Origin of the sequence: Stenotrophomonas sp. B2, from assembly GCF_014947095.1 — a bacterium.
GTDB lineage: Bacteria > Pseudomonadota > Gammaproteobacteria > Xanthomonadales > Xanthomonadaceae > Stenotrophomonas > Stenotrophomonas maltophilia_P.
On the sequence record NZ_JADCQA010000011.1, the window covers coordinates 112,070 to 137,462 of the forward strand.

Below are 25,393 nucleotides of genomic sequence, written 5' to 3' on the forward strand. Positions count from 1 at the left end.
TTACAGGGCCCCGGGGTTGGCCTGCCACACCGCGTAATTGAGTACGGCGGCGAACCCAACCCACAGCAGATAGGGCAGTAGCAGGATCGCCGCCAGCGTCCGGATGCGCGTGAAGGCAATCACGGTGGCGATGATGAGCGCCAGCAGGGCCAGGATATCCACGAAGGCGAGCGCACCCTGTTTCCATCCAAAGAACAGCCAGCTCCATGCGGTGTTGGCTGCCAGCTGCACGACGTAGAGCACCAATGCCACCGTGTTGGGACGCCGTTCCTTCTCGCGCCAGACCAGCCACGCGGCCACTGCCATCAGCGCGTACAACACCGTCCAGACCGGTCCGAACAGCCCGGCGGGAGGCGCCCACGCGGGCAGCGACAGGGTGGAGTAGAAGTCCGATGCCGAGATCGAGGCCCGTGCGCCAAGCGCCGCTGCCACGAAGGTCAGCGTAAGCCAGCCGGCCAGTCCAAGGGCCTGCGTTGTTCGTTTCATCGGGCATCCTCGCGTGGGTCTCGAACCAATACGAACGAGTGGCACGTTTGGATGCAGCGCCGGCCGTCAGTCCCCAGGCGCTTGTTGCGCAGGGGCCGCCGAGGCGGGCAGCAGGGAGGGGCGCTCATCAAACCACTCGCGGGCCTTTGCCAGGTGCCAGCGGCGCTGCTCGCCGTCGAGCTCGAGGCCGGCGCCGAGCACGCCCCAGCGCAGATAGAGATCGCCGCGCTTGTGCTGACCGGGAAGATCGAGGCGGGCGCGGACGGACCACCGGTCATTCTCCGCAGTCAGCTCGTCCAGGGTGAGATGCCCCGGCCGCCAGCGCAGTACGGTCTGCGCATCGACCTGGCCAGCGTCGAGCAGCGACAGCACCCAGCGCGGATAGTCGCCGCGCTCGGCAAACACCGCCAGCAGGGGCGAGGCATCGCTCATTGCCACGGCGCCACGTGCGTCCACCTGGAACGGCGACTGTGCATCGATGCGCCCGGACTGGATGTCGATACGTCCGCGCCACGGCGTCTTGCGTGCGACACCGGCCATCTGGATGTTGCGCAGCTCGACGGTGCTGCCGGAGACGTCGAAATGGCGGTCAGTGAAGTTGCCGCGGCGCAGGGCTGCATCCAGCTGCACGTCGCCGGCCAGTGACAGCCCGGCGACCTGCGCACGTGCCTGCCGGCCCAGCAGGCGGGCGCTGCCCTGGCCGATGCGACCATTGGTGTCCAGCCGCATCTCGCCGCTCACCTGGCCGGTGCCGCCGAGCAGCCGTACCTGGTCCGTGCCCAGATAGCGGTTGTAGGCCGCCAGGTCCGGAATGGTGGCGTCACTGAAACGCAGGTGCGCGCGCACACCGTTGCGCAGCTCGCGGATACGGCCGTCACCGCTCAGCGTCACCTGCAGATCGCGGCCATCGAACAGCCGTGTGCGCGGCGCGTCCGTCGGGTTGGCAGTGAAGCGGGGCAGGCGTACCGACAGCTCGGCGCGGGTGGGCGATCCGTCCTTGAGCTCACCATGCGCGCTGGCCGTGCCCGCCATCGTCACGCCGGCAATACCGGCAACCGCTTTGGCGGAGGGAATGTCGACCGTGCTGCCCGCCACCAGTTCACCGTTGCGGAGCTTCAGATCCGCCTGCAGGACGCCGCCGCCATCGAGCTGCAGCCAGGGTTTGCGAACGAACAGCGCGGGGATCCAGTTGAGCGAGGTGAAGGTCCACTCGCCGCGCACCGTTCCCGAGGTCCGTTCGATCAACTGGTCGATCTGGCGGAAAGGAATCTCACGGCCAGCAATCCGCAGATCGGCGTCCAGCGCTGCGCCCGTTCCTTCCTTGGGAGGCAGCCGGGCCTGCAGCCGAATGTCGTCGGCGGTGTTGAGCTGCAGGGCCAGAACGCCACGGCCGGGAGCGCCGTCACCGAGCAGCAGGGGCACGTGCCACAGCGCGTGGCTGCCGGGCTGCAGGCGTCCATGGTCCATGCGGATGTCCATCTGCAGTCGCCCCGGCACCGGGGCACTGGCGATCCGCGGCTGCGCTAGGCCGGTATCCAGGCGCAGCCCCTGGCTTCGTGCGTTGACCTCGAGCGCAGCCCGCAACAGGCCCAGTTTGGCCAGGCCGGGCGCCTGGTCGCGGAAATGGCGGGGATAGCTGAAGCGGGACGTGAGTTCTGTGTCCCCCAGCAGCTGGACGCCGTCATAGCTGACGTCGGCGGCTTCAAAGCGGACCTGGGAATCGAACAGTTCCGACGGACCGCCGCGCAGCTGCTTGAGGAAGCCGACCGTTCCGGCTCCCTTGCCGATGATCAGCAGCTTGCCCAGCCGGGCACTGCGGATGCTGTCGCTATGGATGGCGTTGAAGCGCAGCGTCCACCCGCGGGTGCCGCGGGGGGGCGAGGGGACGACCTGATCGACGCGACTGACGTCGGCCGAAACACCGGTCGCCTGCAGCCGCGGCACCCGGACTTCGCGCCGGAACAGGGGGAGGAGGGCAAGGCGCGCACTGGCACGTTCCGCATGCAGCACATAGACCGTGTGGTTGACGTGGCCGCGCATGTGCACGTTCCAGGCGATCACGTGGCCCGGCACCAGTGTGATCGCCGGGCCCGTGGTCATCACGAACTTCTGCGGCTTGCGGTTGGTGACGTTGTCGAACAGCGGCGTGTTGAGGAAGACGTTGCCCGCCAACAGATAGGCTGCGTAGAGGCCGAGCAGGATGTAGAGCGCTGTGCGCCACCGGCGAGGCAACTGCTTGAGGCGCGCGCGGACTGCTGCCATGAATGCTCAACATGATGACGAACTCCGGCCACTATGGCCGAGTACCGTGGTTCACCATGTGAAGTGACTGGCGGCGCTGGTGCAGCATGGCCCAGTGCGGAAACCGCATGAAGGTGGCGGCGTTCCGCTCGCGCAGGCAGCCGCACTGAACCCTGTGCCGGACCAGCGATGGCTCAGAGCAGCAGCAATGCCCCGAGTAGCGCGGGCGGCATCACCAGTACGCCGATGCGCAGGAAGTCGAGCCCGCTGACATGTTCGCCTTCCCGACGCAGGGCCACCAACCACAGCAGGGTCGCCAGCGAACCGGTCACCGACAGGTTCGGGCCGAGGTCCACACCAATCAGCAGTGCCGCGCGCGTCTGCGCCGGCAGGTCGGCCATCTGCCCCAGTGAGCCTGCGGCCAGACCCACCGGCAGATTGTTGGCGAGATTGCTGAGCAGGGCTGCGACCGAGCCGGCCAGCCACCCGGCCTGGTGGGGTGAGGTGCGGGCAAGGGACTCCAGCGCACTGGCCGCCATCTGTATCACGCCGGTCTGTGCCACGCCTTCGACCAGAACGAACAGACCTGCCACCAGCGGCAGCACGCCCCAGGACACGTTGCGCAGCAGCGGCAGCGGACTCTGGCGCTGGCGAAGGGCGACGGCGACGACGCCCGCGCTGCCTGCGCAGAAGGTCACCAGACCCAGCGGGCCGTTCAACGCCGACGTCACCAGCAGCGCTGAGCCGGTGAACAGCACGCCGTAAGCACTCAGGCGACCGCCAGCAGACAGGGGGCGATGTTCCGGCGCCGGGGCCAGTGGCTGCGCGATCTCGCGGCGGTGCACCCAGCGCAGGACCAGGTAGGTCGCACCGATCGCCGCCAGCGACGGCAACGCGAACTGCGCCAGCCACTGCTGCAGCGGTGGCATGTGCCTGCCATACACCACCAGATTGGCCGGATTGGAGATGGGCAGCACGAAGCTTGCCGCATTGGCGATGAACGCACAGACGAACAGGTAGGGCAGGGGATTGGCGCGGGCCGCCCTGCACGCGGCATAGACCGCAGGGGTCAGCACGACCGCGGTCGCGTCGTTGGAGAGGAATACCGTCACCAGCGTGCCCACCAGGAACACCAGGTCGAACAGCCGCCGCCCGGAGCTCCCCGCGTGCCGCACCGCGTACAGCGCCAGCCAGTCGAACAGGCCTTCCCGCCGCGCGAGCTCTGCCAGAACCATCATCCCAACCAGGAACAGATAGACATCACCGCCTTCGGCGACCGCGCCCAGGACCGTGCCGACCTGCATCACACCGGTCAGCGGCAGCAGCGCCGCCGCCACGACGGCCCAGACATACTCGGGCAGGCGGAAAGGACGGAACAGCAGACCCACGGTGGCGAGCGCCACCGCCGACCAGATGATGGCGGAGGAGTAGGAAGCGAGCATGGGGAGGGGGAGCAGGAAACGCGGCATCATACCGTGTGGGTCGCGCCGCGGCCGCGTGTGCGATGCGCACAAGGGGACTGCCGCGGGAATGATTTGCTGCGCTGCACGGTGACAAGCGGGAACCAGGGTGATTAGTCTGCGCCTCAACGCGATGGTAGCGCTACCAATAGATTCGGGGTTTGGGTCCAGGGGCTGCCTTCTTTACCGCGTGTTCGTCCTGGCAGGCTTGAAAGCGAGTTTGAGTCGCGGCGCGTCCGGCGCCCGCGATGTTCGGTTTGGAATACGGGCCTCGCCCGTGCGTGCCCCTGGGAGGGGGCGGTACATCCATTCGATCGTATGTCATAGGGGACTTTCATGAGCGCTCGCAGTTTCCGTGCTACTCCAGACCCGAGGACCCGTCCATGAGCCGGACCTTGGCGAAGTTCCGCTCCAGGGCCATGTTCACGTTCGTCGGCGGCGTCCTGGTGATCAATCCCGCCTTCGCACAGGAGGCCTCCACGACCACCGCACAACCGCCTACGGCGCAGACGCAGCCCACGCAGCCTACTCAGCTGGACGCGGTGCAGGTGACCGGCATCCGCAACAGCCTCAGCCAGGCCATGGACATCAAGCGTGATTCGGCTGGCGTGGTGGACGCGATCAGTGCCGAGGATATCGGCAAGTTCCCCGATACCAACCTGGCGGAGTCGCTGCAGCGCATCACCGGCATCTCCATCGAGCGTCGTGACGGCGAAGGTGCACAGGTCACTGCACGTGGCTTCGGTCCGCAGTTCAACATGGTGACCCTCAACGGACGCCAGATGCCCGGTGCCGATGCATTCGGTGCGTCCGGGCAGGTCGCCATCGGTGGCGTCGACGGTGGCACCCGCGCCTTCAACTTCGCGCAGCTGGCCGCCGAGGCCATCAACGGCATCGAGGTCTACAAGACCAGCCAGGCGCAGGTACCCAGCGGCGGCATCGGCGCGACGATCAACATCCTGACGGCGCGGCCGCTGGATCACGAAGGGATCATCGCCAATGCCGGCGCGAAGCTCGTCTCGGACCGCAGCCAGCCGTTCGACAATGATCTGACGCCGGAGCTGTCGGGCATCTTCAGTTACAGCAACCCGGAAAAGACCTTCGGTGTGAGCCTGAGCGCGAGCCAGCAGAAGCGCAAGGGCGGCTCGGTGCAGGCCACGGAGAACTACTGGAACGTGCAGCCGTGGACGGGCTCGATGCCCGGCAACCCGACGGTGGTCAACGCGCCGGAGATCGGCCAGCTCTATGCACGCCCGAACGACCTGCGCTATGCATTCTCGGAGTTCGAGCGGGAACGCGTGAACGGCCAGGCCGTTCTGCAGTTCGCGCCCACGGACAGCCTGACCCTGACCGTGGACTACACCTACTCGACCAACGAGATCACCGAGAACCGTGGCGAGCAGGGCATGTGGCTGCAGAACAGCAACTACACCAACGTCCATTTCGATACCAGTGGTGCAGTGGCCACCCCGGTCTACATCCGCGAAATCGCCGGCACCAAGGATTTCGGGTTGGAACAGCAGCGCAGCATGCAGGAGTACAAGCTGGGATCGCTTGGCTTCAATGCCGTGTGGAATGTCACCGACCGCTTCAAGCTGAGCTTCGACGCACACAATTCGAAGAACGAGAGTCGTCCGAATGATCCGCTCACCGGCGGCGGCTCGATCTTCATGAGCATTGCCGGCACCAACAACTGTACCCGTGGCCCCCATTGCGGTGGTTCCTGGGTGCAGGAACTGGAGTTCAACAATGGTCTGCCGGTCGGCACCCAGACCTGGTATCCCAGCACGGCAGATGCGATCGCCGGCACCAACGGCGTGGTCAACCCGGGCTTCCAGGAGGGCGAGATCGGCACCCAGGTGCTGCGTGTCAACGCACAGTCGCAGGTGAGCGAGATCAAGCAGGCCCGCGTGGACGGCGAATGGAACTTCGACCAGGGGCGGTTCCAGTTCGGCGTGGATACCAACAAGTCGACCACGCACCGCATCCAGGCAGCCGAGGCCTACTCGACCCTGGGCGACTGGGGCGTGGCCAACGTGAACCGGGATACCGATGCCGGGCTCATGGATCTGCTGCGTCCGGTCAACATCGTCGGCCTGTTCGACGACTACAGCGCCAGCAGCTGGCCCGCATGGCGCGGCAACGCCGGCCAGCTCGCACAGTGGGCGGCGGACGAATATGGCGTGGGACTGGGAGTCAGCCCGCAACGCGCGGCCGACAACTTCGTGGAAGAGAAGACCAAGGCGGCCTACTTCCAGGTGGAACTGGATGGCCAGCTGGGCAGCATGCGCACCAATACCCGGCTGGGCGTGCGCTACGAAACCACCGACGTGGTCTCGACCTCGGTCATCGCCGTTCCCGAGTCCATCGAGTGGCAGGCCAACAACGATTTCCGCATCGTGCTGTCCGACGAGCAGCAGCCCTTCACCGAGAAGGCAAGGTACAGCTACATCCTGCCCAATCTCGATTTCAGCATCGATTTCACCGATGAGCTGAAGGGCCGTGCCTCGTTCGGCAAGAGCATCGCCCGCGCGCCCTACGGCAATCTCTATGCGGGCCCGGGCGCACAGCAGCCGTTCGGATCGGTGCTGATCGATCCGTCGTCGCGCGCCAGCGGCAACGCGCAGAATCCCAGCCTGAAGCCGCTGGAATCGGACAACCTCGACCTCGGGCTGGAATGGTATTTCGCCGACGCCAGCTATGTGTCGTTGACCTACTGGAACAAGTCGGTCGACAACTTCATCGGCAATACCGTTGTCCAGGAGAGCCTGTACGGGCTGACCGATCCCACGTCCGGCCCGGATGCGCGTGCGGCTCTGGACTTCCTCACCAGTGCAGCCTGCCTCTCCCAGGTCGGTGCCGCCAATGCGGCCGCCTGCTCGGCCAACGACACCTCGCTGTTCACCGCGCTGGCGTTGCTGCGCAACAACCCCGCCGGACTGGCGGCCTACAACGGAACCGACGCGCAGGTGCTGGCCACCGAAGCGGCCTACGATCTGTATGGCCAGGCGGACGATCCGCTGTACCAGTTCAATGTCAACCGCCCGATCAACCAGAACAAGTCCAAGCTGCACGGCTGGGAGCTCGGCGGGCAGTACTTCTTCGGCGACACCGGTTTCGGCGTGCTGGCCAACTACACGATCGTCAGCGGCGACGTCGGCTACAACAATGGCGGCGATCCGGGCATCGACCAGTTCTCGCTCACCGGTCTGAGTGATACCGCCAACGCCATGCTCATGTACGAGAAGTACGGCTGGTCGGTCCGCCTGGCGTGGAACTGGCGCGACCAGTACCTGATCCTGGCCAACCAGGGCGCCAGCCGCAATCCCTACTATGTGGAGGCTTACGAGCAGTGGGATCTGAGCGTGAACTACACGCTGGACGACCACTGGTCGTTCGGACTGGAAGCGATCAACCTGACCGGCGAGGACGTACGCTGGCGCTCGCGCACGTCGCAGATGATCGTGAAGCTGGCTGACCAGAGCCCACGCTACATGCTGGGTGTCCGTTACAAGTTCTGAGTCTGGCGACGGACCCGTCCGGCGCGGTACCGTTGTCCCGGCAACGGTACCGCGCGGGCCTGTCCTGACGCAGCACCTGTCGCACGTGCCGGCGGTACCCTGCCGGCCACTGGCCCCGCACCGGACTGGACACCCTGATGGCCCGCTATGAAATGCTCAACAACATCGCCCATCGGGACCTGAGGGTCGCCACCGGCTTCGGCCCCGAGTTCGGCGACGCCGTGGGCATGGTGCCGGCCTATCCCAGCGAGTTCGCCGAACTGCAGCGGGAATATCCCATCTTTCTGCGCAAACAGGCCGGATCGGGCGAATGGCAGGCCGTCGCCCTGCTCGGGTTTGAACAGCACGAGAACCTGTTCCTGCAGGACGGCCGCTGGAACGCCTCCTATCTTCCTGGAGCCGCAGCGAAGGGGCCGTTCCTGATCGGATTCCAGGAGCATTACGTCGACGGTGTGCTCACCCGTGAGGCGGTGATGCATGTCGATCTGGACCATCCCCGGGTCAGCACCGAGGCCGGCGAGCCGTTGTTCCTGCCGCAGGGTGGCAACACCCCCTACCTGGACCACATCGCCGGCGTGCTGCGTGGCATCCATGATGGCAGCGCGTTCGGCGCCGCGATGTTTGCAATGCTCGAGGAAAGCGGATTGATCCAGCCGATCACGCTCGACGTGCAGATCACGCAGCATCACCGGGTGAGCGTGAACGGATTGCACGGCATCGACCGTGAGCGCCTGGCCCTGCTGGACGACGCGACGCTGGCCGCGCTGAATCGCGCTGGCTGCCTTGAGGGCGCCTACCTGATGCTGGCGTCGCTGCACAACATGCGCCGCCTGATCGCCGAGAAGCAGCGGCGCCTGCGCGCGCAGGATGCAGCAGCGTCCACGGCCAGGAACTGAGGGCGGGCGATGGGGGCTGCGATGCGGATACTGGAGGGCATCGATCCTGCTGCGCTGCCTCTGGCCTCGCTGGTCGAGGCCGGAGAGCCGGTAGTGCTGCGAGGCATGGCGTCAAACTGGCCGCTGGTCGAGGCTGGACAGCGCTCCACGCTGGACGCGCTGGCCTACCTGGGCGGCGTCGACGCGGGCGTGCCCATCCAGTACTCGTTCGGCGGGCCGGACATCGACGGGCGCCCGTTCTACACCGCCGACTTCAGCCGGCTGAACTTCGAGGTCCGTCGCGCATCGCTCAGCGAGGTGCTGGAAGGCATCGCCTCGACACTGCATGAGCCGAGGCCGCCCACCTACTACGTGGCGTCGCTGCCGGTGGAGCGGGCATTGCTGCCGGCATTCGCACAGGCCAACCAGGCAGGGTTGGCGGGGCAGGGCATCGAGGCGTTGGCCAGCATCTGGATCGGCAACCGCGTCACCGCATCGTGCCATTTCGATACCCCCGACAACCTTGCGTGCTGCGCGGTGGGCCGACGCGAGTTCACGCTGTTCCCGCCCGAACAGATCGACAATCTCTACCCCGGCCCGCTGGATCCCACGCCAGGCGGCCAGGTGGTGAGCGTGGTGGACTTCGAACGTCCCGACTTCGACCGGTATCCCCGCTTCAGGGAGGCCCTGGCGAGTGCACGCAGCGCAGTGCTGGAGCCAGGGGATGCCATCTTCATTCCCAGCATGTGGTGGCACCACGTGCGCAGCCTGGCGCCGTTCAATGTGCTGGTGAACTACTGGTGGCGGAGCTCGCCGGCCTTCCTCGGCTCGCCCCTGCCGGCGCTGCACCATGCGATGTGGGCCCTGCGCGATCTGCCCGCGCGTGAAAAGAAGGCGTGGGAAGCGCTCTTCCAGTACTACGTATTCGGCCCCGGCGAGCGCGCGGGGCAGCACCTGCCCGACGATGCGCGGGGGGATCTTGCACCGTTCGACGAGCATCGCGCGCGCCGCATGCGCGCGATGCTGCTGGGCAGACTCAACCGCTGAGGGGCACCGTGATCGATACCGCGAGCACAGCAGAAGGGCGCATCCGCAAGGTGGTCATTGCCGGCGGTGGCACCGCCGGTTGGCTGGCCGGATGTGCGCTGTCCCATCAATTCCGCGACCAGCTGGACATCACCCTGGTCGAGTCCGAGCAGATCGGTACGGTCGGTGTCGGCGAGTCCACCGTACCGCCCATCCGCACTTTCCATCACTTTCTGCAGATCGACGAGCAGGAGTTCCTGCGCGCGGTGGCCGGCACGTTCAAGCTGTCGATCTCGTTCGAGAACTGGCGCCTGCCGGGCGAGCGCTTCTTCCATCCGTTCGGCACCATCGGACATGGCACCTGGGCCACGCCGTTCCACCATTTCTGGCTGGACAGCCTCCGCCGCGGGATGCCATCGGATCTGGGCGATTTCTGCCTGGAGAGCGTCGCCTCGCGCGACGACCGCTTCTCGCTGCAGACCCAGCCGCAGCCCAGCTACGCCTATCACTTCGATGCCGGTCTCTACGCCCGGTTCCTGCGCCGCAGAGCCGAGGCGCACGGCCTGCGACGGGTGGAGGGCAGGATCGCCGAGGTCAGACAGCATGCGCATGATGGTTCGGTGCAGTCGCTGGTGCTGGACGACGGGCAGGTCATCGAGGGCGATCTGTTCATCGACTGCACCGGCTTCCGTGGCCTTCTGATCGAGCAGACATTGAAGACCGGCTATGAGGACTGGCACGAATGGCTGCCGTGCGATCGTGCCGTCGCGGTACAGACCGAATCAATCGCGCCGCCGGTGCCGTACACCCGGGCCATCGCCCATGAAGCCGGATGGCGTTGGCATATCGCGCTGCAGCACCGCGTCGGATGCGGGCTAGTCTATTCCAGCCGGCACATGTCCGATGATGAGGCGAGGGCGAAGCTGCTGCGCGACGTGGGCGCACCACCGCTGCGCGAACCCTGGCAGGTGCCCTTCCGCAGTGGACGCCGTCTGCAGGCCTGGAACAGGAATGTGGTGGCGCTGGGGCTGGCCAGTGGCTTCATCGAACCGTTGGAATCCACCAGCATCCATCTGACGATCAGCGCCGTGGTGCGGCTGATCCAGTTGTTTCCGTTCGATGGGATCGCGGCCTCACTGGTGCAGCTCTACAACGAGGTCAGTCGCCAGGAGATGGAACACGTGCGCGATTTCATCATCCTGCATTACCACGCCACCCAGCGCGAAGAGCCGTTGTGGAAGGCGTGCCGCGAGATGGCGGTGCCCGAGTCGTTGCAGCAGCGGCTGCGCGCCTGGCGTGAGCGCGCGCACGCGTGGCAGGACCCCGGCGAGCTGTTCCGGGTCGAGTCGTGGACCAGTGTGCTGCTTGGCCAGGGCATCCAACCGGGCCGCCCGCACCCGCTTGCGCGGGCACTGAGTGACGCCGACCTGCGCACGCTGCTGAAACGCATCCAGCAGCCGGTGCGGCAGGCGGCCACGCAGATGCCATCGCAGGCGGAATTCATCGACCGCTATTGCCGGTCGGGCCCCGAGGTATGGCACGCGAACAGGGCGGCGTCGTAACAGGTCTGCCTGCAGATGCCGCGACGGCGAGCAGGGTTTTGCGTTGCAGCACGCTTTTTCCGCCGCGGCTGGTTACAGTGCGGCATCACGGCGGGCGGCACGCACGCCGTGCAAACGAGGAGGCAGTGCAACAAGGCCTCCTTTTTTGAATGTCAGAAATGGTAGCGCTAACTTTTCGGTGTTCGGAGGCGGTTTCGATGGGTCTGGTTGCCGGTGTCGACGCAGGAACGCAGAGTTTGAAGGTGCTGGTCTACGACCCGGAGGCGCGTGCCGTTGTCGCCCGCACCAGCGCGGCGCTGGAGATGAGCAGCGGCGCCGATGGCAGCCGGGAACAGATGCCGGCGGACTGGGTGGCGGCGCTGCGCACCTGCTTCGACGGGATTGATCCATCGCTCCGGTCACGCATTGCAGGTCTGGCCGTATCGGGCCAGCAGCACGGCTTCGTGCCGCTGGATGCGGCGGGCGACGTGCTGGCGCCGGCCAAGCTCTGGTGCGATACCAGCACGTCGGCCGAATGCACCCGGATCATGGATGCCGCCGGCGGAATCGACCGGACCATCGCGCTGGCCGGCAATCCGATCCTTGCCGGCTATACGGCCTCCAAGCTGCCGTGGACGAAGACGCATCGCCCGACAGCCTATGCGCGGCTGGCGACCATCCTGCTGCCGCACGACTATCTCAATTTCGTGTTGACCGGGCAGCGGTTCTGCGAGCACGGAGATGCCTCCGGCACAGGCTGGCTCGATGTGCGCACGCGCACGTGGTCGCAGGCGCTGCTGCGCGCCACGGATCCGGACCGCGATCTTGCTGCCTGCCTTCCCCCCATCGCCCCACCTGATGCGTTGTTCGATATCGACCCTGCGGCGGCCAGCATGCTCGGACTGCCGGTGACGGTGAAGGTGGCGGTCGGCGGTGGCGACAACATGATGGCGGCCATCGGCACCGGCTGCGTCACGGAAGGCCGCCTGGCGATGAGCCTGGGAACGTCGGGCACGTTGTTTGCCTACTCCGACTCACCGGTGATCGATCCGGACGGGGCCTGGGCCGCCTTCTGCTCTTCCACCGGCGGCTGGCTGCCGCTGATCTGCACGATGAACTGCACCGTCGTGACCGAGCAGGTAGCGAGTACCTTCGGTTTCAGTACGCGTGGCGGCGATGCCCACCTCGACGCGACGTCGCCCGGCGCTGGCGGATTGGTCATGCTGCCGTTCCTCAATGGCGAGCGCACCCCCGACCTGCCGCTGGGCAAGGGCGTGCTGGCCGGCCTGGACACCCACAATTTCACGCCGGCGCACATCTACCGCGCTGCCATGGAAGGGGCGACCTACAGCCTGAAGTTCGGCTACGACGCGTTCAGACGCGCCGGCATGCAGTTCGACCGCATCGTGCTTACCGGGGGTGGCAGCAACAGTGCCGCGTGGCGGCAGCTGGTGGCCGATGTGTTCGGACTGCCGGTCGACGTGCCGGTGCAGGCCGAAGGCGCGGCATTCGGTGCGGCGCTGCAGGCCCTGTGGTCCATCGGGCGGTCGCAGGGTGATGCCGCGCCGATCAGCGAGGTCACCGCGCAGCATGTCAGCGTGGACCCGGCACTGTCCGCGCGTCCGGATTCCGGCCGCAGTGCCGCCTATGCCTCCGCCTATTCGCGCTTTCTCCGCCATCTCGAGGCCGTCACGCCGCTGCAGCGCGGCTGAGGTCCGCCTCCCTCCAACATCCCGCACAACGACAGGAGCACGTACCATGACCACGCAGCCCTTCATCGGCGCCAAAGAGTACTTCCCGGGCGTCGGCCGCATTCCGTTCGAGGGCAGGGACTCGGACAATCCGCTCGCCTTCAAGGTCTACGACGCGAACCGGGTCATCGGCGGCAAGACCATGCAGGAGCACCTGCGCTTCGCCGTGTGCTACTGGCACACCTTCTGCAACGCCGGCCACGATCCGTTCGGACCGGGAACCCGGCAGTTTCCGTGGGAGGCCGGTTCGCCGCTGGCCACTGCAGAGGCGAAGGTCGATGCAGCCTTCGAGTTCTTCACCAAGCTGGGTGTGCCGTACTGGTGCTTCCATGACATCGACCTGGCGCCGGATGCAGACGACATCGGCCAGTACCAGAAGAATCTCACGCACATGGTGCGCCTGGCCAAGGCCCGCCAGGACGCCACCGGGGTCAAGCTGCTGTGGGGTACGGCCAATCTGTTCTCGCACCCGCGCTACATGAACGGCGCATCGACCAATCCTGATTTCGCCGTGGTTGCCCGTGCCGCGGTGCAGGTGAAGGCCGCGCTGGATGCCACCGTCGAGCTGGGGGGCGAGCACTACGTGTTCTGGGGTGGGCGCGAAGGCTACGCGTCGCTGGCCAATACGCAGATGAAGCGCGAGATCGAGCATTTCGCGCGGTTCCTGACGATGGCCCGCGACTACGGCCGCAGCATCGGCCTGAAAGGCAACTTCCTCATCGAGCCCAAGCCGATGGAGCCGATGAAGCACCAGTACGATTTCGACAGCGCGACCGTGGTGGGCTTCCTGAAGGAGCACGGGCTGGACAAGGACTTCAAGCTCAACATCGAAGCGAACCACGCCACGCTCTCGGGGCACACCTTCGAGCATGACCTGCAGGTGGCCTCCGACCATGGCCTGCTTGGCAGCATCGATGCCAACCGTGGCAATGCGCAGAACGGGTGGGACACCGATCAGTTCCCGAGCGATCTGTACGACACCGTAGGCGCGATGCTGGTCGTGCTGCGGCAGGGTGGCCTGGAGGGCGGGCTGAATTTCGACGCCAAGGTGCGCCGGGAGTCGACTGACCTGGAAGACCTGTTCATTGCCCACATCGGCGGCATGGACGCGTTCGCACGAGGTCTGGAAGTGGCACACGCACTGCTCACCGAGTCGCCGTGGGAGCAGTGGCGCAGGGAGCGCTACGCCAGCTTCGACACGGGGGCCGGCAAGGATTTCGAGCGCGGCACGCTGAGCCTTGCCGACCTGGCCACGCTGGCCGCCGATATCGGCGAGCCGCGCCAGACCAGCGGCAAGCAGGAACGCTACGAGAACCTGCTCAACCAGTATCTGCTGCGCTGAGCACGGCAGCGTCAAGGCGGCAATGGAGCGATCGAGGGGATGTCGATGAACCAGGCAGCAGATGGCGGAGAGAACACACGGCTGATCGTTCTGATCAGCGTGGTGGCAACGATTGGCGGGTTCCTGTTCGGGTTTGACAGTGGCGTCATCAACGGCACCCAGGACGGCCTGCACCAGGCGTTCCGCTCCGGGGAATGGATGCAGGGCTTCGAGATCGCCTCGATGTTGCTGGGCTGCGCCGTGGGCGCCTTCAGCGCCGGCAGGTTGGCCGACCGGCTGGGGCGGCGCAATGTGCTGATCCTGTCGGCGGTGATGTTCCTGCTGTCGGCGCTGGGGGCCGGCGCTGCGGGCTCTTCCGCGTGGTTCATCGTCGCGCGGGTGATAGGGGGATTTGCAGTTGGCGCGGCGAGCGTGATTTCACCGGCCTACATCGCCGAGGTGGCACCCGCCCGTTACCGTGGCCGACTGGCTACGGTGCAGCAGATCGCGATCATCAGCGGGCTGACCGCAGCGTTCCTGTCCAACTACCTGCTGGCCGCCGCCGCCGGGGCATCGACGGAGCCTCTGTGGGCAGGGCAGGCCGCGTGGCGCTGGATGTTCTGGATGCAGGCGGTGCCCTCGCTGGTGTTCCTGCTGCTGTTGCTGACCATCCCCGAGAGCCCCCGCTACCTGGTGGTGAAGCGGCGCAAGGAGGACGCACTGCGGGTTCTCACCCGGCTGCTGGGCCGCGACAAGGCACAGCTCACGCTCGACGAGATCGAGGCCTCCCTGTCCACCGACCATCATCGTCCGCGGCTGTCCGACCTGAGGAGCAGGGCGACCGGGCGGATCCGTCCCATCGTCTGGGTGGGTGTCGGCCTGGCCTGTTTTCAGCAGCTGGTCGGCATCAACGTGGTCTTCTACTACGGCGCCGTGCTGTGGCAGGCGGTCGGGTTCTCGGAGAACGACGCGCTGCTGATCAATGTGCTGTCCGGCGCACTGAGCATCGGCGCATGCCTCGTCACCGTGCTGCTGATCGACCGTATCGGTCGCAAGCCGCTGCTGTGGATCGGCTCGGTGGGCATGTCCGTATCCCTGGCGCTGGTGGTGGTGGCCTTCGCCAGCGGCTCGCTGGCCGACGGGCACCTGCAGCTGCCGGGCCGCATGGGCACCCTGGCGCTGGTCGCCGCCAATGCCTACGTCGTGTTCTTCAATCTGTCCTGGGGACCGGTGATGTGGGTGATGCTGGGCGAGATGTTCCCCAACCAGATCCGGGGCTCGGCACTGGCCGTCGCCGGTGCAGCGCAGTGGACGTCGAACTTCGCGGTCACGGTGACGTTTCCGATGCTGCTGGCCGCGGCCGGGCTGGCGGCAACCTACAGCATCTACCTGGTGGCCGCGGTGGTCTCGGTCGTGTTCGTGCTGCGCCATGTGCACGAGACCAAGGGCAAGGAACTGGAGCAGATGGAAGGATGAGCGCCATGACATCGCAGGATTCCATGCGCCGTGCCGGCGCGCTGATCGCCGGACTGATGCTGGCGCTGGTCGGTTGCAAGGGGGGAGACCGGCCAGCGCAGGCCACCGCTACCGAGGCTGATCCATGGCCACAGGTGGCCTGGCCCCTGGCCGAGGATGCCGCACTGGAGAAACGCATCACCGACCTGATGGCCGGCATGACCGTGGAGGAAAAGGTCGGCCAGCTGGTGCAGGGAGACATCGCCAGCATCACCCCCGACGACGTGCGCAGATACCGGCTCGGCTCGATCCTGGCCGGAGGCAACTCCGATCCTGGCGGTCGCTACGATGCATCGCCCGCCGAGTGGCTGGCGCTGGCGGACGCGTTCTACGACGCCTCCATGGACACCTCGCAGGGTGGAAAGGCAATTCCGCTGCTGTTCGGCATCGACGCGGTGCACGGGCAGAGCAACATCATCGGCGCCACGCTGTTCCCACATAACATCGGGCTCGGCGCTGCTCGCAATCCCGAGCTGCTGCGCAGGATCGGCGAGATCACCGCGCTGGAGACACGCGTCACCGGCATGGAATGGACGTTCGCGCCAACGGTCGCGGTTCCGCAGGATGACCGCTGGGGGCGCACCTACGAGGGCTATTCGGAGTCTCCCACCGTAGTGGCCAGTTATGCGGGTGCCATGGTGGAGGGCCTGCAGGGCAGGATAGGGTCGCCTGACTTTCTTGATGGCCGCCATGTGATCGCGTCGGTGAAGCACTTCCTGGGCGATGGTGGCACGACCGGCGGGAAGGACCAGGGCGACACCCGCATCAGCGAGGCCGAGCTCGTGCGCATCCATGCGGCCGGCTATCCGCCGGCGATCGCTGCCGGAGCACAGACCGCCATGGCGTCGTTCAACAGCGTCAACGGCGAGAAGATGCACGGCCACCGGCACTACCTCACCGACGTGCTGAAAGGGCGGATGAACTTCGGCGGCTTCGTGGTCGGCGACTGGAATGGCCATGGACAGATCAAGGGCTGCACGACCACCGACTGTCCCGCCACCATCAATGCGGGCCTGGACATGGCCATGGCGTCGGACAGCTGGAAGGGCTTCTACGAAACCACCCTGGCGGCAGTAAATGACGGCAGGATCACTCCTGAGCGGCTGGATGATGCGGTGCGCAGGATCCTGCGGGTGAAGTTCCGCCTGGGCCTGTTCGAGGCGGGCAGGCCTTCCACCCGGGCGGTCGGCGGCCAGTTCGCGCTGATCGGCGCCCCTGAGCATCGCGCGGTGGCGCGGCAGGCGGTGCGCGAGTCGCTGGTGCTGCTGAAGAACCAGAACGGCATCCTGCCGCTGTCGCCAAAGCAGCGGATCCTCGTGGCCGGCGACGGTGCCGATGATGTCGGCAAGCAGGCCGGCGGCTGGACGCTGAACTGGCAGGGCACCGGCACCACCCGCAAGGACTTCCCCAATGCGGATACGATCTTCGAGGGCATTGCGCAGCAGGCCAGGGCCGCGGGTGGCGAGGCCACGCTTGCCATCGATGGCAGATACACAGTGAAGCCGGATGTGGCGGTGGTGGTGTTCGGTGAAGATCCGTATGCCGAGTTCCAGGGCGACCTGCCCACGCTGGCCTACAAGCCCGGCGATGAAACGGATCTGGGATTGATTCGCCGGCTCAAGGAAGACGGCATTCCAGTGGTGGCGGTCTTCCTGAGCGGGCGACCTCTCTGGGTGAACCGGGAAATCAATGCCGCGGACGCCTTCGTGGCGGCGTGGCTGCCGGGATCGGAAGGCGGTGGCGTTGCCGACGTACTGCTGCGTGGTCCGGATGGCCGCATGCAGCACGACTTCAAGGGCAGACTCAGCTTCAGCTGGCCACGTACGGCCACGCAGTACGCCAACAACGTCGGCCAGAAGGACTACGCCCCGCTGTTCCCGTTCGGCTTCGGTCTGAGCTATGCCGACAAGGGCGATCTGGCGGCGCTGCCGGAAGTTTCGGGCGTCACCGGCAACGAGGGGGCAACCGGTGTCTTCTTTGCCCGCGGCGATGCAGGTGCCGGCATGGCGCTGCGGCTGGAAGATGGTGCGGGGCAGGGCATGACCGTGATCAGCGTGCCGGATGCACTGGCAGATGACCGTCTGAAGATCACCGGTGTGGATCATCTGGCCCAGGAGGATGGCCGGCGTCTTGCCTGGTCGGGTCAGGGGGAAGCCGTGGTCGCACTGCAGTCGCACACGCCGCTGGACCTGCAGCGGGAAGCCAACGGTGATCTGATGCTGTTGACCACGCTGCGTGTCGACGTGGCACCACGTGGCGACGCGTGGTTGTCGGTGGGCTGTGGTGCCGGGTGCTCGGCGCGCATCGCCATCGGGCCCACGCTGGCGGCGCTTCCGGTCGGCCAGTGGACGCGCGTGGGCATTCCCCTGAAATGCCTGGCTGCGGCCGGAGCGAAGGTGGGTGCGCTGGATCGGCCGTGGTCGGTGGGGACGGCTGATGCAATGACGATCTCCGTGTCCCGCGTGGCGCTGGGCGCGCTGAACGAAGCCGAGACCACCCTCGGATGCGGTGCGTGATGGCATCCTGCCTGAAGGCCAGCGCGCTGGACACAGGCACCGTGCGGGTGCCGGCATGACACGGGCCTGTGCGCTACCGGTGCGTAGGCGGGGCCGCCACCGAATCGCGTGCGATCAGGCGATGCGGCACGACATGATCCCGCAGTACGGGGGCGTTTCCGGCCGGGCGACGGATGGTGCGCAGCAGGATATCGATGGCAGCATTGGCCATCGAGGCGATCGGCTGATGGATCGTCGTCAGTTCCGGCCACACGGTGGTCGCGGCCGATGTGTCATCGAAGCCCACCACCGACAGGTCGCGGGGAACCTCCAGGCCGCGTCGGTGCGCCACGGAGATGGCGGCTGCCGCCATGTCATCGTTGCTGGCGAAGATGGCCGTCGGTGGCCGACGCTGGGACAGCAGCTTCTCGGCGGCGGCCAGTCCGGACCGGTAGGTGTAGTCGCCGTGCTGGACCAGGCCGGGTTCCACCGACAGTCCGGCTTCCTGCAACGCGGTGACGAAACCATCGTAGCGACGCGCACTCGCGCTCAGATCCCGGCGCCCGCGGATGAAGCCGATGCGGCTGTGGCCCTGCCGGATCAGGTGCTCGGTCATTTCCTTGCCTGCGTTGAAGTCGTCGATGCGGACGCAGGACAGGGCCTCGCTCAGGCGCCCCGATGCGATGGCCACCACCGGGATGCCGGCCTTCACCAGTTCACTCACGGCCGCCTGCGATTCGCACAGCGGCGGCGGCAGGATCACCCCGTCGACGCGGCTGGCCAGGGCACGCGCTGCCGTGCGCTCGGACTCATCGTCAAGGTTGTCCCAGTAGTCGATGACCAGTTGGATGGCAGAGCTGGACGCGACGCGCAGCAGCCCGACCAGCAGTTCGCGCAGGTAGGCACCGCTGGGATTGGTATAGATCAACGCAATGCGCGTGTGCTGCGCAGCGGCCAGCGAACTGGCCGCCAGATTGGGCGTATAGCCCAGCTCACGCACGGCACGCATCACCCGCTCGCGGGTGACGTCCCGCACCTTGCCCTGGTTGATCACCCGCGACACGGTCATCGGCGAAACGCCGGCAAGGGCCGCAACCTCGTCGATCGTCACGCCCGCGGTTCTGCGGCGAACCGATTTCTTCGGCTTGTCCAATGCACGATCCCTTTGTTCTTGGTGGCGTTGCCGCGCAGGTGCGAGGGCAGATGATGAACCGTTCCGGCGCCGGTCGTAGTCTACAAAGTCGAATGTTAACGCCGTTGTTCCGTGCTGTCGGCGGACGGCTGTGCGCCGCCCTTGCCTTGCTGGCATGCGCCGGTGGCGCACATGCGGAGGATGGCTACGCATTGTGGATGCGCTACGTGCCGGCGGCCGTGGAGGTCGCTGCCGGTTATCGGCTGCAGCTGGGCGAGGTGGTCGCCCCTGACCAGACGCCTACCCAGCGCGCCGCGCGTGATGAACTGGCGCGCGGCCTTCCCGGGGTACTGGGAACGGCACCGCCCATCCGCACGGACCTCGCCGGTGATCGCGCCCTGGTGCTGGGCACGCCGCAGTCCTCGATGCTGGTCGCGCCGTTCCGCGAAGACATTGCCACCTTGGGTGAGGATGGCTACCTGATCAGGAAGGTCCGCAGCGGAGGACGCGATCTTCTGCTGGTGGCGGCACGGCAGGACATCGGTGTGCTGTACGGCGTGTTCCACCTGCTGCGGCTGCTGCAGCGTGGCGCATCGCTGGAGTCGCTGGACGTGCGGGAATCGCCCCGGGTTGCGCTGCGGGTGCTCGATCACTGGGACAACCTGGATCGCTACGTCGAACGCGGCTACGCGGGCGGCTCCCTGTGGGACTGGCAGACCCTGCCGCAGTGGCGTGACCCGCGCTATACCGACTACGCCCGGGCCAACGCGTCGCTGGGCATCAATGGCACCGTACTGAACAACGTCAATGCCAGCGCCCTGAGCCTGTCGCCGGCCTATCTCGCCAAGGCCGCCGCGCTGGCGGACCTGTTCCGCCCCTACGGCATTCGTGTGTACCTGAGCGCACGCTTCAGCGCGCCCATCGAGCTCGGCGGTCTGGCCACGGCCGATCCGCTGAATCCGGAGGTGCAGCGCTGGTGGCGGGAAAAGGTCGAAGAGATCTACGCCCTCATCCCGGATTTCGGCGGCTTCCTGGTCAAGGCGAACTCGGAGGGCCAACCGGGCCCGCAGGATTACGGCCGCTCCCATGCCGACGGTGCCAACCTGCTGGGCGATGCCCTGGCGCCGCACAACGGCGTGGTGATGTGGCGTGCCTTCGTCTACTCGCACGAGGTACCCGAAGATCGCGCCAAGCAGGCCTACGGTGAGTTCATCGGCCTGGACGGTGCCTTCCGCCGCAACGTGATCGTGCAGGTGAAGAACGGGCCGATCGATTTCCAGCCCCGCGAGCCGTTCCATCCGCTGTTCGGCGCAATGCCACGCACGCCGTTGATGATGGAGTTCCAGATCACCAAGGAGTATCTGGGCTTTGCGACGCACCTGGTGTACCTGGGCACGCTGTACGAGGAAGTGCTGCGGGCCGACACCCGGGTACGCGGACCGGGCTCCACGGTCGCGCGCGTGGTCGACGGTTCGCTGCACGGCCACGGGCTGACCGGCATCGCCGGCGTCGCCAACATCGGCGTGGACCGGACCTGGAGCGGCTCGCACTTCGATCAGGCCAACTGGTATGCCTTCGGGCGGCTGGCCTGGAATCCGCAGCAGTCTGCCCGCGCCATCGCTGAAGACTGGGCCGCGCTGACGTTCTCGCCGGACCCGCAGGTGACCGGCCCGATCGTGCGGATGATGATGGCCTCGCGCGAAGCGGCGGTGGACTACATGACCCCGCTGGGCCTGCATCACCTCATGGCCCGTGGGCATCACTACGGCCCCGGTCCCTGGGTGGATGGAGGGCCACGCGCCGACTGGACGTCCGTGTACTACCACCGCGCGGACCGGCACGGCGTGGGCTTCGACCGCACATCGGCCGGAAGCAACGCGGTGTCCCTGTACGCCCCGGCGGTCGCCGCGGAGTACGGCGACCTGGCGCGGGTGCCGGAGTCGCTGCTGCTGTGGTTCCATCATGTGCCGTGGGATCACCGCATGCGTTCGGGGCAGGTGCTGTGGGACGAACTGGTGGGACGCTACTCGCGTGGCGTGCGCCAGGTGCAGTCCTTGCAGGCTGCCTGGGCAACCCTGCAGGGCCGGATCGATCCACAACGCTATCAGCACGTGGCCGCGTTCCTGCAGATCCAGCAGGAGGAGGCGCAATGGTGGCGCGATGCCAGCGTGGCGTACTTCCAGTCGCTCAGCGGCCGGCCGTTGCCGCCCGGCGAACCGCCACCGCCGCACCCGCTGTCGTATTACCAGGCATTGCAGTTTCCTTTCGCACCGGGGGATGGACGATGAGCATGATCGGACGGGCCGGGCGGGCGGCCTTGCTGCTGGCCCTGGCTGCAATGGCCGGGTCCGTCGCGGCACGGGAGCCGGCGGCGTTGCTGCATCCGCTGTTCCAGGATCATGCCGTCCTGCAGCGTGATCGGCCGATCGCGGTCTGGGGCCAGGCGCCTGCGGGACAGGAGGTTTCCGTGACCTTCGCCGGGCAGGCGGTGACCACGCAGGCGGATGCCACGGGCCGATGGCACGCCACGCTGCAGCCGACTCCGGCAGGCGGGCCCCACATGCTGCAGGCAATGTCCGGCAAGGACATCCAGATCGCCCGCGACATCCTGGTCGGCGATGTCTGGCTGTGCTCCGGACAGTCGAACATGGAGCTGCCCGTGTGGCGCGCGCTCAATGCAGGCAGCGAGATCGCCTCCGCCACGCTGCCGACGATCCGACTGTTCACCGTGCCGCAGGCCGCGGCGGTGCAGGCGCAGACGACATTCCAGAGCGAGGTTGCCTGGACGCCGGCATCGCCCGCCACGGTGCGCGACTTCTCCGCGACCTGCCTCTACTTCGCACGCGAGCTGCAGCGCACGGTCGCCGTGCCGATGGGATTGATCCAGGCCGCCTGGGGCGGCTCGCGGATCGAGGCATGGACCAGCGTCGAGGCGCTGCGCGCGCAGCGGGGCATGGCAGAGCCCCTGGATATCCTCGCGCTGTATGCCGGTGACCCCCTGGCGGCACGCGCACGCTGGGGGCGGTACTGGCAGCAGTGGTGGGCGACGCGCAATGACGCTGTTCCCGGTGAAGCGCCGTGGCGCGCGGAGGCCAGCGACAGCGGATGGCAACCGGCGCCGGCAGCGCTGGGCGCATGGGAGCATTGGAACGTCCCGGCGCTTGCCGATTACAACGGCATGGTGTGGTATCGCACGCAGGTCACGCTGAGTGCGCAACAGGCGGCGCAGGGCGCGACGCTCGAACTGGCATCCGTTGACGAGACGGACATGACCTGGGTGAACGGTGTCGCCGTGGGCAGCCAGTATGGCGCCGGTGAGCGGCGCTATCCGCTGCCGAAGGGGCTGTTGAAGGCCGGGTCCAACAGTGTCGTGGTCAATGTGCTGGACACCTACGGTGAAGGCGGCCTGGCCGGCCCCGCCACCGCACATGCGGTGATCCTGGAGGACGGTCAGCGGGTGGTGCTGGATACGCGCTGGCAGTACCGGATGGCACCTGGCGGACAGGCGCCCCCGTTCGCTCCCTGGCAGGCGGCGACGGGTCTGTCGACGTTGTACAACGGCATGATCGCGCCGCTGGGCGTGTTCGGACTGCGCGGCATGCTGTGGTACCAGGGGGAGTCGAACACCGGCGACGGCGCCGGATATGCGGCACTGCTGCGCTCGCTGCGGGACGACTGGCGACGCCAGTTCGGTACGGATACGCCGTTGCTGCTGGTGCAACTGGCTGGCTATGGCCAACCGCCCGTCGCCCCTGCGGACAGCGGATGGGCGCAGGTGCGCGACGCACAGCGCCGGGTCGCGGCCGAAGATCCCCGCAGTGGCCTCGCCGTGGCCATCGACATCGGCGATGCCTACGACATCCACCCACCGAACAAGCAGGAACTGGGTCGCCGTCTGGCCCGGGTCGCGCGCCACGTCATCTACGGCGAGCACGCAGTGGCCCCGTCAGGGCCGGATGCGGCCAGGGCCCTGCGCGTGCCGGCAGGCGTGGCCGTCGAATTCGAGGATGTCGACGGCGCCCTGGCAGCAACCGGTTCGAAGCACCCCATCGGCTTTGAACTGTGCGATGCCGTCGCCCCGCGCTGTGAGTACAGCGACGCCGACCTGGATGGACGCCGGGTGGTGTTGCGCAGCCTGCCTTCCCTGCGCCCGACGCATGTCCGCTACTGCTGGGCCGATGGCCCGGTGTGCACGCTGCGTGACAGCAGCGGGGCGCCGGCCGGTCCGTTCGAACTTCCCATTGCCGACGCCGAGGCCCAACGATGAAGATGTTGTCCCTGCAGCACCCTTCTGCCCGGCGCGCCCGGGTGTCACTGGCGCGCCGGATGCTGGCAGCGATGTTCGCGCTGTCGGCGGCGACCGCCCATGCCGCCTCGCCAGAGGCCGCGCCGCCGGTGTACTTCGACTGGTTCGAGTACCGCGGTCATGACACCGCGTTTGAGGCGCCGCTGCCGGCGGGCCACTACCGCAACCCGATCCTGGCCGGCTTCCACGCCGATCCGAGCATCGTGGGCGCGAACGGGAAGTTCTACCTGGTCAACTCCAGCTTCACCTACTACCCGGGCATTCCGGTGTTCGAGAGCGTCGACCTGGTCCACTGGAAGCAGATCGGCAACGTGATCGACCGTCCGACACAGCTGGATTTCGACGGTCTGAGCGTCTCCCGCGGCATCTTCGCGCCCACCATCGAGTTCCACGAGGGAACCTTCTACGTCGTCACCACCGCGACCGACAGTGGTGGCAATTTCATTGCCATCGCGCGGGATCCGGCGGGACCGTGGTCCGATCCGCACTGGTTGCCCAGCATCGATGGCATCGATCCGTCACTGTTCTTCGACGACGATGGCAAGGTCTATCTGATCAACAACGATGTGCCGCCTGGTCCGGCGCGCTACGACGGCCACCGCGCCATCTGGATGCAGCAGATCGATCTGTCGGCCTTCAAGCCGGTCGGCCCGCGCAGGGTGCTGGTCGATGGTGGCGTGGAGCCGGCGAAGAACCCCATCTGGATCGAAGGGCCGCACATCTACAAGCGTGAGGGCTGGTACTACCTGTCCGACGCCGAAGGCGGCACAGGGCCGCAGCATTCACAGGTGGTGCTGCGCAGCCGTGATGTGTGGGGGCCTTACATCCCCTATCCGGGCAATCCCATCCTGACCCAGCGCGAGCTGCCGGACGACCGGCCGCTGCCGATCACCAATGCAGGGCACGCCGATCTGATCGAGGGCCCGGACGGCTCGTGGTGGGCAGTGTTCCTTGCCAGCCGCAATTACCAGAAGCGGCACTACAACACCGGGCGCGAAACCTACCTGCTACCGGTTCGCTGGCAGGATGGCTGGCCGCAGATCCTGCCGACCGACCAGGCCATTCCCTATGTGGTCAAGGCACCGTCCTGGATGCAGGGGCAGGCGTCCCAGGCGCCGCTGACCGGCAACTTCGTCGACCGCGACACCTTTGATGGGCCGACGCTTGCCGCCCACTGGCTGCGCGTTCGGGTGCCCAAACAGGCCTGGGCCGACCTGGGTGACCGGCCGGGCATGCTGGCCGTGCACCCGCTTGCGGAGAATCTGGACACGCTGCGCAATCCGGCGTTCCTCGGTCGCCGCCAGCAGCATCTGCGCTTCGAGGCGAGTACCGAGATGTCCCGTCCGGCCATCGGCGTCGCGGCGGGCCTGGCTGCATTCCAGAGCGAGGCCTACTGGTACTTCCTTGGCGTCCGCAGCGTGCGCGGTGATCGTCTGTCGGTCTTCCTCGAGGGCCGCGACGGCAGCGGCAGCACGCGAACGCTGGCCAGCCGCGAGGTCCCCGCATCCGCGGTCCTGCGTCTGAAGATCGCCGGGGATGAGGCCGACTACGCGTTCTCGTTCGATACCGGTGACGGGCAGGGCTGGCAAACGCTGGCACGCGGTGTGGATGGCACGGTTCTGAGTACTGATCGCGCAGGCGGCTTCGTAGGCGCACTGCTGGGACCATTCGCGCGCGATGAGCGCGCCGGGAGGAGCAAATGATGATATCGACTTCGTCCAAC

At 66.9% G+C, this 25,393-nt stretch carries 15 protein-coding genes; 11 read left to right on the forward strand and 4 right to left on the reverse strand.

Annotated elements, in window-relative coordinates; translation table 11 throughout:
- The 3 genes from IMX13_RS14120 to IMX13_RS14135 all read right to left on the reverse strand — a co-directional run bounded on the left by IMX13_RS14120 (window position 1) and on the right by IMX13_RS14135 (window position 4,169).
- Entirely contained in the window at window positions 1–486 is a 486-nt protein-coding gene (locus IMX13_RS14120; protein WP_193396572.1) for a TspO/MBR family protein, read from the reverse strand.
- Between the two features lie 66 nt (window positions 487–552).
- Window positions 553–2,748 carry a hypothetical protein gene (locus tag IMX13_RS14125; protein ID WP_193396573.1) on the reverse strand — a complete coding sequence of 732 codons (2,196 nt, stop codon included), beginning with the start codon at window positions 2,746–2,748 and terminating at the stop codon, window positions 553–555.
- A 173-nt stretch (window positions 2,749–2,921) separates the two neighbouring features.
- The gene (locus IMX13_RS14135) at window positions 2,922–4,169 is read right to left on the reverse strand and encodes an arsenic transporter (RefSeq protein WP_193396574.1); all 1,248 of its coding nucleotides are present in this window, start codon (window positions 4,167–4,169) and stop codon (window positions 2,922–2,924) included.
- 401 nt (window positions 4,170–4,570) lie between these two features.
- On the opposite strand from IMX13_RS14135, the gene IMX13_RS14140 reads away from it, so the two are divergent.
- The 8 genes from IMX13_RS14140 (at window position 4,571) to IMX13_RS14175 (ending at window position 18,253) form a co-directional block, all read left to right on the forward strand.
- Entirely contained in the window at window positions 4,571–7,708 is a 3,138-nt protein-coding gene (locus IMX13_RS14140; protein ID WP_193396575.1) for a TonB-dependent receptor, read from the forward strand.
- Window positions 7,709–7,845: 137 nt separating this feature from the next.
- On the forward strand, window positions 7,846–8,604 hold the full coding sequence (locus IMX13_RS14145) for a SapC family protein (RefSeq protein ID WP_193396576.1): 759 nt from the start codon (window positions 7,846–7,848) through the stop codon (window positions 8,602–8,604).
- A 9-nt stretch (window positions 8,605–8,613) separates the two neighbouring features.
- Window positions 8,614–9,630 (forward strand): cupin-like domain-containing protein, encoded by a 1,017-nt coding sequence (locus tag IMX13_RS14150; protein ID WP_193396577.1) that lies wholly within the window; start codon window positions 8,614–8,616, stop codon window positions 9,628–9,630.
- 8 nt (window positions 9,631–9,638) lie between these two features.
- Entirely contained in the window at window positions 9,639–11,171 is a 1,533-nt protein-coding gene (locus IMX13_RS14155; RefSeq protein WP_164152085.1) for a tryptophan halogenase family protein, read from the forward strand.
- 197 nt (window positions 11,172–11,368) lie between these two features.
- Window positions 11,369–12,862, forward strand: coding sequence for a xylulokinase (gene xylB, locus IMX13_RS14160; RefSeq protein WP_193396578.1), 1,494 nt, complete (start codon window positions 11,369–11,371; stop codon window positions 12,860–12,862).
- A 46-nt stretch (window positions 12,863–12,908) separates the two neighbouring features.
- Window positions 12,909–14,243 (forward strand): xylose isomerase, encoded by a 1,335-nt coding sequence (gene xylA, locus IMX13_RS14165; protein ID WP_053518508.1) that lies wholly within the window; start codon window positions 12,909–12,911, stop codon window positions 14,241–14,243.
- A 30-nt stretch (window positions 14,244–14,273) separates the two neighbouring features.
- The gene (locus IMX13_RS14170; protein WP_180875208.1) at window positions 14,274–15,698 is read left to right on the forward strand and encodes a sugar porter family MFS transporter; all 1,425 of its coding nucleotides are present in this window, start codon (window positions 14,274–14,276) and stop codon (window positions 15,696–15,698) included.
- Window positions 15,695–18,253 carry an exo 1,3/1,4-beta-D-glucan glucohydrolase gene (locus IMX13_RS14175; protein WP_227255446.1) on the forward strand — a complete coding sequence of 853 codons (2,559 nt, stop codon included), beginning with the start codon at window positions 15,695–15,697 and terminating at the stop codon, window positions 18,251–18,253. The genes IMX13_RS14170 and IMX13_RS14175 overlap by 4 nt, the downstream gene beginning before the upstream one ends.
- 73 nt (window positions 18,254–18,326) lie before the next feature.
- Here the strand turns inward: IMX13_RS14175 and IMX13_RS14180 are convergent, their stop codons facing one another.
- Complete coding sequence (locus IMX13_RS14180; protein WP_053516379.1) at window positions 18,327–19,385, reverse strand: LacI family DNA-binding transcriptional regulator; 1,059 nt, start codon at window positions 19,383–19,385, stop codon at window positions 18,327–18,329.
- 92 nt (window positions 19,386–19,477) lie between these two features.
- Between IMX13_RS14180 and IMX13_RS14185 the strand changes: the two genes are divergently transcribed.
- From IMX13_RS14185 to IMX13_RS14195, 3 genes are read left to right on the forward strand one after another with little or no spacing between them, the layout of a single operon-like run.
- Window positions 19,478–21,652, forward strand: a complete 2,175-nt coding sequence (locus tag IMX13_RS14185; protein ID WP_193396579.1) for an alpha-glucuronidase family glycosyl hydrolase — start codon at window positions 19,478–19,480, stop codon at window positions 21,650–21,652.
- The gene (locus tag IMX13_RS14190; RefSeq protein ID WP_193396580.1) at window positions 21,649–23,631 is read left to right on the forward strand and encodes a sialate O-acetylesterase; all 1,983 of its coding nucleotides are present in this window, start codon (window positions 21,649–21,651) and stop codon (window positions 23,629–23,631) included. Before IMX13_RS14185 ends, IMX13_RS14190 begins: the two co-directional genes overlap by 4 nt.
- A 59-nt stretch (window positions 23,632–23,690) precedes the next feature.
- Window positions 23,691–25,373: a glycoside hydrolase family 43 protein gene (locus IMX13_RS14195; protein WP_227255452.1), complete on the forward strand. Its 1,683-nt coding sequence runs from the start codon at window positions 23,691–23,693 to the stop codon at window positions 25,371–25,373.
- Window positions 25,374–25,393: the final 20 nt, after the last annotated feature.